This is a genomic window from Paenibacillus alkalitolerans (genome assembly GCF_016482785.1).
GTDB classification, from domain to species: domain Bacteria; phylum Bacillota; class Bacilli; order Paenibacillales; family YIM-B00363; genus Paenibacillus_AE; species Paenibacillus_AE alkalitolerans.
In genome coordinates, this window is sequence record NZ_JAEMXM010000005.1 from 95,125 (window position 1) to 107,948 (window position 12,824).

The following is a 12,824-nucleotide window of genomic DNA, read 5'->3' on the forward strand; positions in this document are numbered from 1 at the left end:
CGTTCACCACAATTTATTTTCACTCGTTCGTTTGCTAATGGTGTTGGCGAGTGTGATCAATACGAAACTGATGATCGAATTAAAAAGTCCCACGGCGGCGGTATACCCGAAATCTGCACCGAGAATCCCTTTCCTGTAAACATAAGTAGAAATGACATCCGCCGTTTCATAGGTCATCGGATTGTACATTAAGATAATTTTCTCGCTTCCGACGGAAAGCATTGATCCGATGTTTAGGATGAGAAGAATCACAATGGTCGGCATAATCCCGGGTACGGTAACGTGCCAGACTTGTCTCCATCTTCCTGCACCGTCCATGCGGGAGGCCTCATACAGTGACGGATCAATTGTAGCGATTGCAGCAAGGTAGATAATAGAACCCCATCCGATTCCTTGCCAAACGCCAGAGGAGACGTACATGAATCGAAACCACTGGGCCTCTTGCATAAAGGCAATCGGCTCCATTCCGAACATGTGGAGGATGCTATTCACCAGACCGTCGCGTGCAAAGAAATCAATCATCATTCCCACAACGACCACGATGGAAATAAAGTGAGGGAGATAGCTTATCGTTTGCACCATACGTTTAAACAGGCCGACACGAATTTCATTGAGCAACAGTGCCAGTATGATTGGCGCAGGGAACGCAAACAGCAATTCATAGACATTAATCAACAGTGTGTTTCGGATCAGCCGCCAAAAGTAGTAGTTTGTAAAAAAAGTTTCAAAATGGCGGAAACCAATCCACGGACTACCCCAAATTCCGTCTGCAAGTCCGTAATCTTTAAAAGCGATTTGTACGCCATACATCGGGCCGTAATGAAAGACAATATAATAAGCAAGAACGGGCAGAAGCATAAGATAAATAAAGCGGTTGCGAATCAGGTCCCTTTTGATCATGCCCAACTTATTGACTCCCACACGTCGAGTTTCCTGTTGCACAAGATTCTCACGCAAATTATGCATGGGCTTTCTCCTTCCTTACATAACGGGGGACGGCAAGGCGCTAACTTGCCGTCCCGGTTTTGCAGTTATGTCGTCGTTTAGCGCTTGTTATATCGTTCCAACCCGGATTGCTGGATTTTTATTGCTTCTTCGATGCCCATTTGCTTCAATGTATTCACATATTCATCATACTTATCCAGCGATTCTGCTCCCATTATAAATTTAACGATCATCTCGTCCTTATACGTGTTGACATCGTTCATAATCGACGTATATCGACTGTTGTCTTCATTGGCGATCGTAATGGGGGGCATCTTCTTCTCATTCGTGGGCTCCGTCCAGACCGTTAGAGCCTCTTTTTGCTCCGGTTTGGTTAAATATTGTTCCAAATATCGCATATCTTGCACGAATGGACCCTGAATGGCAGACATGACATGCTTTTTAAGGGCTTGCGCAAGCGGCATTCCGTCCGGATTCTTCATTACAGTGTCCGTGAATTTCGGGTATCCATCAACCAACGTATACGTTTCGCCTTCTTTACCGAAGTTCATGATCATATGTCCTTCATCGCTATACAAATAATCCAGAAATTTCACCGTTTCAGCGATATGCTTATTGTTTCCGGTTATCGCAGCGAACTGGCCAGTAACGGGATTGTCCTTTTGGCCGAATATCGGTTTATCGCCCGGATTTACTGTCGGATAGGATACGGCAGCCAGCTTGAATTGAGGATCCTTCGACGCCATCAAATCCATAAACCTGCCGATACCTGCACCAACCGTCATAACAGCCGCGCCGACCAAATTGCCGGTCATTTTTGCATCGTACATTTTAGAGTCATTTGCTGCGAAGTCTTTGTCGAGTAACCCTTCCTTATACCATTTGTTCATTGTAGCAAGATATTGCTTAAACTCAGGTTGAATGGGGCCGTATTTAACCGTACCGCCCTCAAGATAGAAATCGTTCGGTACCCCGAATGCTCCTGTGAAAGCAATATCCCCTGCCGCAATCATGATTGGGATCTCATCGGCTTCTCCGTTGCCGTTAGGGTCTTGTTCTTTAAACGCTTTCAAAACCGTATACCATTCATCGATCGTTTTGGGCTCAGTCAACCCTAATTTTTCCAACCAATCTTTGCGCAACACTGGCCCCACAAAGGTTTGCAGTTTTTTGTCAGGACGAATGAAAGGGAAACCAATCAAATCCCCATCGTCCGTTGAAGCTTGTTTTCTCCATTCCGGGTTTTCGTCAAACAGCCTTTTTAAGTTCGGGGCGTTGTCTAGATAGTCATTTAACGGGATGATTTTCCCATCCTTAATAGCTTTCTTTGCGCCGCCTGGATAGGCGTTCCATCGGTATTCAACGACATCCGGAAGCGATTTCGATGCGACCATCAAATTGAATTGTTCGCTGGTTTGACCTTGGGCGGGATGTTGGAATTCTAATGTGACACCGGTATTTTTTACAATTTCTTTATAAGCGGTTATCTCTGCATAGCTTTTCATAATTGCGGCCGCGTCCGCATGCATCTCTACCCAATACGTTAAGCTGGTCAATGCCTGTGTAGATCCTGTAGATCCTTTGGATCCCGTATCCCCCTGCGTCGTCTTCTCACTGCTGCAACCGATAATCGCAGTTGTTGATAATGCCAATATTGAGAGACCGATTGCAAGCTTTCTGAAAATCTTTCTGTTTTTCTGCATTCACATTGCTCCTCCTTGTTTCTCATGTACTCACATAATCGAGTATACCGACCCCTTGTCGCTACTTAAATCGTATAAAATCGATAATGGACTACCATTTTTTATGATCAAGCATTAGCAAAGTTTAAACTCGGCTGACCACATTTAATATGGCAGAGGAAATTGCTTCTTCGGAACGTTGTGCTCAAGCTGGAACACAATGATGCCCCGCACGACTTGTATCATCCATTCCTCCAGACGTCTATCGTACGGAACCGTGAAATGCCGGCAACTCGTCCCCAACTGAATAACTCATCCCCGCTTTCCACATTACTGTCATGGCTCAAAATAGTAAAAACTCCTTGCAGGGCAAGGAGTTTTTGCTTGTTACAAGTATGGACTCCAGAGGATCAAACCCCTGACCTCGTCGCTGCCAGCGACGCGCTCTGCCGCCAAGTTTACCTGTTCTTTCAAGCACAGTTCCGCCACCATAAAGGCGTGCTCCTGCGTCATGGCGCGCTCGGTCCGAGGCACTCGCGAGTACATTGGATGAGATGCTCGCGCATCTCCATCTTTAATATGGTTGATTTCGAAAACAACAAGGATCCACTATGCTTAATCGTTATGAGACCTTTTCTGCGGAAATTAATCAATGTGCCGCTTTTTAAATACGTTGTTTTGGACATTTTCATACAATGTGCCTTTTGTTAGGCTATGCAAAATATCGCGTGGGCAAGCATCATGTTGGTAACAGCGTTAACAACTATGGGGAGGATTCGGATGGAGCAAACGATACCGTATCAAACATCGCAAAAAATAAACGCAAGGAACAATAATTCGTTTATCAGAGAAATTCGCAAAAATTATTTACTTTACCTTCTGACTTTGCCGGGTATCCTGTTGATTTTTGTTTTTGCTTACTTGCCGATATTCGGGATCGTCATTGCGTTCCAAGATTTCAGACCGGTAGAAGGGGTTTTTGGGAGCCCTTTTGTCGGGTTCGAAAATTTCCGGTTTTTTATTGAATCTGACGAGGTCTTTCGAGTTGTATTAAATACCGTTTTTTTAAACATATTGTTTATCCTTGGCGGGACGGTCGTTTCCGTCTCGCTTGCGATTATGTTTTCGGAGATCGGGTCCAAAAAGTTTAAAGTCTTCACTCAAACCGTTGCAACCTTGCCCCATTTCTTGTCTTGGACGGTTGTGGCCATGATTGTATCGGTTTACTTACCGTATCAAGGCGGAGTGGTGAATCAAATCTTGAACGCGATAGGGATCGAATCGGTTGAGTTCTACAATGAAGCCGCATACTGGCCGGTTTTATTGGTATTCATCAAGGTTTGGCATTCGGCGGGCTTCGGGTCGATCGTCTATTTGGCGACCATCTCCGGCATTAATCCCGAAATTTATGAATCGGCATCGATGGATGGCGCAAGCAGGTGGGAGAAAATACGGCATATTACATTGCCTTTATTGAAGCCGACGATCATCCTGTTGCTGCTTTTGGCCTTGGGGAATATCTTCTACGGTGATTTTGGAATGATCTATGCCATTGTCGGCAAGAATGCCCTCCTGTATCCAACCACTGATGTGATCGATACCTACGTGTATCGTGCGCTTACGGAATTATCCAATATCGGCATGTCGTCGGCGATCGGTTTATTCCAATCCTTTGTCGGTTTTATACTCGTGCTGACTGTCAACCAAATCACACGCAAATATTCACCTGAATCGGCGTTGTATTAATATTCGACAGGACAGAGGTGAATGAACATGAAGATTAAAGAAGGTGCCGGAGACCGTCTGCTGCTTATCCTAATGTATGCGGCAATTGCCGTTTTTGCTCTCGTTTGTTTGATTCCGTTCGTTACCGTACTCAGCTCATCGCTGACCACGGAAACGTCGATACAGGAATTTGGTTTTCAAATGTACCCCAAACAGTTTTCGTTAGAGGCATATAAGTTGTTGTTACAGGACGACACGATCTATAAATCCTACGGTGTAACCATCTTTATCACTGTCGTCGGGACCGTTCTCGCCATGCTGGTTACGTGTGCCATGGCCTATCCGTTGTCTCTGCGTTCCTTGAAGTACCGCAACTATATTACCTTTTATGTCTTCTTTACGATGCTGTTTCATGGAGGGCTGGTTTCCAGCTACATTCTGATCACCAAATATTTGGGGATGACCGACTCGATATGGGTGCTGATTATTCCATCGTTGCTCAACCCGTTTAATATGTTTTTAATGCGCAACTTTTTCAAATCGATTGATGAATCGTTGGCGGAGTCGGCCAAAATAGATGGCGCTAATGAGATCTATATTATGTTTCGTATCATGATTCCGGTTTCTTTACCCGCAATTGCGGCTATCAGTCTGTTCTATGCCTTGGCCTTTTGGAACAAATGGTTTGAGGCGATGCTCTATATTCGAAATGAGGATTTGTACCCGCTGCAATACTTGATTAAACGGATTCTCGACAGTGCCGATTTTAGCAGGGAACTCGCACAAAATATTAATGTATTCGAATACACGACGCCTACGTTGACAACGAGGCTGGCCGCAACAATTGTCACGATCGGTCCGATTATTTTCTTGTATCCGTTTCTGCAAAAGTATTTCGTTAAAGGCTTGTTGATCGGCGCTGTGAAAGGCTGATCCACAGATGGCTGAACCCGCTTCGCGGTTTAGTATAAAAGACACCATGCCAAGGGAGGAAAACAAAAAGTGAAAGGGAAATTCAGGAAGGTCGCTTTACCCGTAATTGCACTACTTCTTCTGTTGAGCACGGCATTGTCAGCTTGCTCAAGCAACGAGCCCGCTGCCAATAATAACAGCGGCACAACGCAGGAAAAAGAGTCAACGGGAACAGACACAAAGGCTGCACAAACGCCAGATCCGGTAACGTTGAAGTTTATGTTCTTCGGCGATAAGCCGACAGATATGGATAAGGTGCTCGCCAAATTCGAGGAAGAAACGAAAGACACACTGAATACGAAAATCGAATTTGATTTCGTTCCCGGTCCCGAATTCAGACAAAAGGCGCTATTAAAGATGTCTACAGGCGAATCGTTCGACTTGACCTTCGATGCGCCTTGGGCGACGCTTTATAACCACCTAAGTCTAGGTTACTACCAGCCGCTTGACAAGTATTTCAACAATGATGAATACCCGGGGCTGAAGAAGGCGTTCCCTGCGGAAATGATGGAATCGAATAAAATCAACGGCCACATCTATACGATTCCTTTCCAAACGGCTTATGCCGATCCATTCATTATAGGGATTCGGAAAGATGTCCGGGAACAATTGGGCTTGCCGCCGGTCAAAACCATGGAAGATTTCAATAACTATCTGGAAGCCATCAGGACGAAGCTTCCCGACTATGTACCGATGGTGATTGGCGGCCGTGGTATTTTCCGTCTTGGCATACCCGAGGAGAAAGGGCGAAATGATATTCGTCTTGCCGCTATTAAACCGGAATCGTTTACTGGCGGAATACCGTTCAGCGTTGCCATCTCGCCGGACGGGAAGAAAGTGCTTGGCGCGGCAACCATCGGCGATCCTGATTCCGCATTCGCCAATCTCCCGGCGCCGTTTAACGCGCACGATTCGATTTACGGCCATTTCGGAATGAGAGCGGAGTACAGAAAGTACACGAACAAGGATCCTTTATCGAAACAAGCAGTAGACGCGCTTGATCCGATCAAGCAGGGTGCCATTGAAACGACCATCTCCAATCTGAGCCAAGAACGATTGAAGCTTAAGAAATTGAAACCCGATGCGGATTATGAGCCCTTCTTCTATACCAGCGACGATATTCGGGATATGAAGCCCGGCGCGATCCGAACGACCTTCATTGCCAACAACAGTGCGGTTGTTCCCGCAAGCTCGAAAAATGTGGAGCGCACCATGAAATTCCTGGATTGGATGTTCAGCAGCAAAGAGAACCATGACTTGTTCGAGCTGGGGATCGAGGGCGAGCATTGGATTGCAGATGGAGACAACGGATACAAAACGACTGATAACTCCCCAAATTATAAATTCCCAGGCTATGAAATGACCTGGAATCCGACTCTGTCCAGAATTAATACGAGCTATGAACCGGAAGTCATAAAATACATTGAGTATGCGCAGGACACGAGCAGCTACTATCAAGTCCCGCTATCCGGCTTCGTCTTTGACACAAAACCGGTTGCAACAGAAATCGCAAAGATCAATCCCAAGCTGCAGCAAGCATATGACATTCTGATGACCGGACTGGAGCCGAATTGGAAACAATTTGCGGAGAAATCCAATAAAGAATGGCGCGATTTGGGCTTGGAAAAAGTACGCGAGGAAGTCCTCAGACAAGTCCAAGCTTATCTTGATGCGGGCGGCAAGTAAGCAGCAGAGAAGCTGCGCAGACGGCACCTATCTATGATGGGTGCCGGTTTTGTAAATATGGCCATCAATATATATCTGGGGGTGAGAGGTAATGATGATAGAAGCATCATTTGAGGGGAATTGTATTAGCTTGGATTTGGATCGCGATGGGAAACTATGGTATACCGTTAAGCGTAACGGATCGACTATGGTTATGTCTTCAAGGCTTGGTCTGTATCTTGCAGATGCCCCTCCTTTATGTGACGGTTTCAAAATCAGAAGCGTTACAAAAAGAAAAGTGAATGGTGCATGGAAGCCTTTATACGGTGAGCGGGCTGTGATTGACGACAGCTTCGAAGAGGCAACCATTTGCGTGGAAGATGACTTAGGCAGGATCATGGGAATCCGTTTACGTGCGTATTCTGAGGGAACAGCTTTTCAATACTTCTTGCCCGAACAGGAAAATATCAATCATTTCACCATTACTTGTGAGGATACTAGGTTTACCTTTCCTCAAGGAAGTATTGCATGGGAAGAGCATGGAGTTGAAGGAGAATATGTAGTAAAACCAGTGGCAGACGTAAGCGGATATTGTGAGCGTCCATTTGCCGTGCAATTACCGGAAGGCGGATATGTTCTTATTCATGAAGCCGGTCTGATCGATTATGCCAGAATGTTGATTACAAAAGATGAAGAAACCGAAAACACCTTAAAAGTCCATTTGTCAGGACATTTGTGCGGGCTTTTTAGCCAAGATGATTATGTAGGGTACGGGTTTACATTAAATGAGGATGAACATGATAGTTTAGTTTCCAATGTAGAAGGAGAAACGCCATTTGCAACGCCATGGCGTACCTTTATACTTGCAGATCATGCAGCAGAGTTGCTATGTCGGAGCAACTTGGTGCTTAATCTAAGCGAGCCATGCAAGGCTGAAGATTTTTCGTATGTAAAGCCTGGAAAGGCATTGCGGGATATGTTGCTGACTACAAATAGTGCGTTGAGCTGTATCGATTTTTGTACAGACCATCATTTTCAATATGTTCTTTTTGATGGAGGTTGGTATGGATCACTTGATTCGCTGGAAAATAAGGCAATTGATCCTAGAAGGGAGGACCCCGACCGAGACCTGGATCTAAGGAAAGTGATTTCATATGGTAAAGATAAAGGGATAGGGATATTCCTATATGTTGACAGAACTGCAGCAGAACCGTATTTGGATGTTTCGCTGCCTATATGGAAGGAATGGGGGATCGCAGGCATAAAATTGGGTTTTGTGAAAGCAGGGCCTCAAGAGTGGACGCGTTGGGTTGTGGAGGCCGTAAAAAAGTGCCATGAATATGGTTTGATGGTAAACATTCACGATGCTTATCGCCCTACAGGCCTTTCGCGTACTTATCCCAATTTGCTAACGCAGGAGGGGATTCGGGGGAACGAGCATTTTCCCACAGCCTCGCATAACACAACATTGCCTTTTGTACGGTTTCAGGCCGGTGCGGGCGATTATACGCTTTGCTATTTTGATCGACGATTGAAAGTCACTCATGCACATATGCTGGCTATGGGCGTTATTGTTTATAGTCCTATGCAGATGATGTTCTGGTATGATAAGCCATCTGATTGGAAGGGTGAACAGGAAATACGGTTTTGGGAGAAGCTGCCTGTGATTTGGGATGAGTCAATCGGAATATCAGGCGAGATAGGAGAATTTGCAACTATTGCAAGACGCAAGGAAAGCGTATGGTTTATCGGATGCATAAATAATGAGAAAGCACGTACCGTGGAAATTCCGCTTCATTTTCTTGATGATGAGTATACATATGCTGCACAGATTTATGAGGATGTACCGGAACTTGATACGCGCACTAAGGTTGGAATGAAATCTGCTGAAGTAACAAAGGAATCCATATTTGAGTTTAATTTGGAAAGCTCGGGAGGAGCAGCGATATACATAAAACCTTTGAAATATAAGTGATCGAGTCGTACCGTTTCCACTGTCGAACGTTTCTCGGGTGTGGAGGAATGCTAATGAAACGCGTGTTCGAGGCTGTTAATTTTGGGGGCAACAAGCTGTTTTGGGATTACAAGCTGAACAATACGAGCCATTACAAAGGTTATTATCATTGGCACCAATGCTGTGAAATGTTGTACGTTCATGAAGGCACGGGGCGTGTCGTCGTGGGCGGCGAAACGTTCCCGATCCGCCGGGGCATGCTTTTTTTCTTTCGGCCTTATCAACTGCACCATGTCTATGCGAGTGTGAGTTACGGTCAGCCCTACTCGCGAACCATACTTCACTTCGATCTTGAGCTTGCAGACGAACTCTTGCGGCCCTTTGTCAAGCGTTACGCCTTATTTAATGCTTTATGGCGCGGTCATCAAAAAATGCAGGCGTTTGATCTGTTCTCGTACGAAGAGGCGGTGGAGCGAAATTACGAATATTATCATCTTGCGAGAATGGACGGGAAGGGCGAGGATGTCGAAGAGATTGCCATGTTGATTCTCTGCCTGTTGGACAGTATGATCCGCAGTTCCCCCGCCGAGACGCGGCAGTCGTCCGCAATGGTCGAAAAGAATTCGACAGAGTATGCGCAGAAAGCCATGCAGTGGATCGACGAGCATTATCAGGAAGCGTTTCACATGGACGATCTCGCCGAAGCCATGCATTTGTCGAAGTTTTACTTATCGAAACTTTTCCATGATGAAACAGGCACCACGCTCAAGGAATATCTTATAGCCAAACGTATGAGACAAGCTTGCAGATTACTGGAAACGACGGCGAAATCGGTCGAACAGATCGGGGCCGCAGTGGGCATTCCCAATCCATCCTATTTCGTTCAAGTATTTAAGCAAGAAGTCGGAACTACACCGCTAAAGTATCGCACCGGATTCATCCAACAAAGTAAAGAGCGTGCAGATACTCGATGAGTTCGAACAATGTAAGAATCAATGGCTGAACTCCAACGGCAAAGAACTGCTGCACGAAGTAACGCCAAAGAATGAACATTTTTTGCACATTGTTTTGCCATTATTGCATACAAGGTACAGGTATAATACGGATGGAACGAACTTACAGTAACGCTGTCGCCGGCGAAATCCGGTGGGCCCGTATGTGATCTAGAAAGTTAACTGTATTACTGGAAGGAAGGCTGCCGGAAGAATAGGAACGTGCGCCCTTCCTCTTTTCCAGTTCTTTCATTTAAAGGAGGTGATCAAACCGAATCAGGTAACACTCAACTTAACCAACTTTGCTGGAGGTGAGAATTCTCATTGAATGTGCAGCACTGGTTTCGCTTCTAATACTGCTCAAGCTGTCGGCCGTCCCATTCGGTTTTACGGTCCACCCGACAAATGCAAGCGCTACCACTTTCACGCACTGTAGCGCGGCGGGCAGAAATGGAAGCTTATCCGGAAACAGCTAAACGCCGGGAATTATAACGACGTAAAGGAGGACAATATTGTGGATCTTATTAAGCTGAGAATTCGTTTCTCGAGGATTCTTACCGGAATTCTGTGTTTTACAATGGTGATGACAACCTTTATGGCTATCGGAAGCAGCGAGACAGCGGAAGCGGCGGTTTCACCGCTGATTACTTCTTATAAGCCGCAGGTGCAAAATGTTGATGCGAATGTTTCCTATACCGACTCTTTCGGGAATACTGTCTCGGGCGTCATTCACCATCCCGGCATTGCGATGAGACAGGCGGATTTGGACAACATGCGCGATCACGTAAGAGCGGGGGATGAGCCTTGGAATACGGCATTCAATGCCTTTGCCGCCGATTCCCAATCCAGTAAAACGCCAAGAATCTATTATGAAGATGTTTATATCTTTAAACATATTCAAGGGCCTTGGGGATTTACCGACCCCGAGACGGGCAAGTATTACAGTAATCCCAGCGAATATGTAGGAGCGCGTGCCAATACCGATTCCGAAACCGCATTCATGCAGTCGATTATGTGGTATATAACCGGTGATGAAGCATATCGCGCCAATGCCATGCGTATCATCAGGAGTTATTCTGCCGCAGAGGATTGCGTTACCCATACGAACTTCCGTTTCGCTACGATGAGTTATCTTCTCTCGGCAGCGGCGGAAATTCTGCGCTATTCCGATACGCCTACGGCGAGTCTGAAATGGACGGATGCGGATACAGCGAATCTTACCCATCTCATGGACATCGTTTCCGTCACTTATAACGCTCATACCTTTTTTATGAATCAGCATCAGTTTACGGTGATGGGAACGATGGGAAGAGCTATCTTCACCAATAATCTGAAGCTTTACGATGAGGCTGTAGAAGCTGCGACCGTAAATGCCGCAGGCGACCAAGGGGGAAGAAACGGTTCCATTAAGCATCAGATGCGGTGGATGACGAAAAATGAGCGGACAGGTGAAGCATTGGATCCGGCGGATTACCATGTGCAGGCCATCGAAATGGGGCGAGATGTGGGACACTCCTACGCCAATGTCGCCGGACTGTCTACATTGGTGCGGACCATCTATGCCCAAGGCACGAAGGTTGACCCGGTAACCGGAGCAAGGTCTACAGCCTCCAATGCGGTGAATGTGTTCAACTTCCTGGACGACCGGCTGCTGGCAGGAACCACTTATCTGCTCAAGTATCATCTGGGTTACGATGTGTTATGGACGCCTGCACGCGCAAACCAAAGCAGTACGATTATCTATTACGATACGATCAACGCAGACGGCAGAGGCAGAATCGATGCCTACTTTAGTGTTTTATATAACTATTACAAATATATCGAAAATAGAGATATGACCCAAGAGAAGTACAAATATTTGGCTTATGCCTACGAAACGAGAATGCCGGAGGTTGCGTTTAAGGATTATCCGCTTTTCATGCTGCTGTACACGCCCGATGCAGCCAAGACGGTCGGTTTGAGCAACCGGATCACGTTAGGGTCTATAACGGGATTGACGGCAACGGCGGCGGGTGCGAATACGGTCTACTTAAGCTGGACTGGTGTGCCGGGCGCGCTAGGGTATAACATCTACCGGTCCACAGATCCGAACGGCACTTTTACAAAGGTTAGCAGCGCCCCCACTGCAGCGACATTATATCGCGATACAAACTTGACCCCTGATACAACCTACTATTATCAGGTACAGGTAGCCGGAGGATCGAAATCCTCTGCCGTATCTGCAACTACAGGAGGAACTTCGGGGACTGCTTCGGTCAGATTCAGTAACGCCGCCACCGGCTTGTATATCGATGGTATGGGCCGCAATTCCGATGGCTCTGCAGCCGGACAATGGAGCTCCAGCACCAGCAATAATCAGCGGTGGATTGAGGAAACTGACGGGAGCTATGTGCGATTTAAGAATGTCGCAACCGGACTATACCTGGACGGCATGGGCCGCACTGCCAACGGTTCCGCTGCCGGACAATGGAGCTCCAGCAGCAGCACAAATCAGCAATGGTCCGTGTCGATAGACGGCAACAATCTGCGGATCCAAAACCGCGCAACGGGGTTATATCTGGACGGGATGGGCCGCACGTCCGACGGGACGGACTTGGGCCAATATGCGGGAAGCAGCAGCGCTAACCAAAGGTGGCAGATCGTAAACTGAGTATACTGACTGCTTGAGTTTATGCCGCTCATTTCCGTTCGGAGGTGAGCGGCTTTGTGCTGCGTTAGACTCTACCGGGCAACAACCGCAACAGATCGCGGAAAAATCGAGATCCGATGGATGAGGGACGGCAAGCGGTGATCTTGCATTGTCTGAAGCAATTTGATACAGTGGGCGCAACCAGTGTTCTCAAATCGAGGACCACTTGCGCTAAATCAAAGAATGCAGTGGAGCGGAGG

Annotated in this window: 10 protein-coding genes; 6 read left to right on the forward strand and 4 right to left on the reverse strand. The window is 46.6% G+C overall.

Going from position 1 to position 12,824, the window contains the following annotated elements; translation table 11 throughout:
- Positions 1–3: 3 nt before the first annotated feature.
- The 4 genes from JET16_RS10625 to JET16_RS10640 all read right to left on the reverse strand — a co-directional run bounded on the left by JET16_RS10625 (position 4) and on the right by JET16_RS10640 (position 3,173).
- The gene (locus JET16_RS10625) at positions 4–900 is read right to left on the reverse strand and encodes an ABC transporter permease (RefSeq protein ID WP_233531412.1); all 897 of its coding nucleotides are present in this window, start codon (positions 898–900) and stop codon (positions 4–6) included.
- Between the two features lie 143 nt (positions 901–1,043).
- Positions 1,044–2,648 carry an extracellular solute-binding protein gene (locus tag JET16_RS10630; RefSeq protein WP_199615826.1) on the reverse strand — a complete coding sequence of 535 codons (1,605 nt, stop codon included), beginning with the start codon at positions 2,646–2,648 and terminating at the stop codon, positions 1,044–1,046.
- 144 nt (positions 2,649–2,792) lie between these two features.
- Entirely contained in the window at positions 2,793–2,930 is a 138-nt protein-coding gene (locus JET16_RS10635; protein ID WP_199615827.1) for a hypothetical protein, read from the reverse strand.
- Positions 2,931–3,014: 84 nt separating this feature from the next.
- Positions 3,015–3,173, reverse strand: a complete 159-nt coding sequence (locus JET16_RS10640; protein ID WP_199615828.1) for a hypothetical protein — start codon at positions 3,171–3,173, stop codon at positions 3,015–3,017.
- A gap of 234 nt (positions 3,174–3,407) precedes the next feature.
- On the opposite strand from JET16_RS10640, the gene JET16_RS10645 reads away from it, so the two are divergent.
- The 6 genes from JET16_RS10645 (at position 3,408) to JET16_RS30810 (ending at position 12,585) form a co-directional block, all read left to right on the forward strand.
- Positions 3,408–4,373, forward strand: coding sequence for an ABC transporter permease (locus JET16_RS10645; protein WP_199615829.1), 966 nt, complete (start codon positions 3,408–3,410; stop codon positions 4,371–4,373).
- 27 nt (positions 4,374–4,400) lie between these two features.
- Positions 4,401–5,285 (forward strand): carbohydrate ABC transporter permease, encoded by an 885-nt coding sequence (locus JET16_RS10650; protein WP_199615830.1) that lies wholly within the window; start codon positions 4,401–4,403, stop codon positions 5,283–5,285.
- A gap of 69 nt (positions 5,286–5,354) precedes the next feature.
- A complete protein-coding gene (locus JET16_RS10655) occupies positions 5,355–7,010 on the forward strand; it encodes an extracellular solute-binding protein (RefSeq protein WP_199615831.1) in 1,656 nt (551 codons plus the stop codon).
- 91 nt (positions 7,011–7,101) lie between these two features.
- On the forward strand, positions 7,102–8,964 hold the full coding sequence (locus tag JET16_RS10660; protein ID WP_199615832.1) for a glycoside hydrolase family 97 protein: 1,863 nt from the start codon (positions 7,102–7,104) through the stop codon (positions 8,962–8,964).
- Positions 8,965–9,017: 53 nt separating this feature from the next.
- Complete coding sequence (locus JET16_RS10665) at positions 9,018–9,917, forward strand: AraC family transcriptional regulator (protein ID WP_199615833.1); 900 nt, start codon at positions 9,018–9,020, stop codon at positions 9,915–9,917.
- A gap of 532 nt (positions 9,918–10,449) precedes the next feature.
- Complete coding sequence (locus JET16_RS30810) at positions 10,450–12,585, forward strand: RICIN domain-containing protein (RefSeq protein WP_199615834.1); 2,136 nt, start codon at positions 10,450–10,452, stop codon at positions 12,583–12,585.
- The last annotated feature ends 239 nt before the right edge of the window (positions 12,586–12,824 follow it).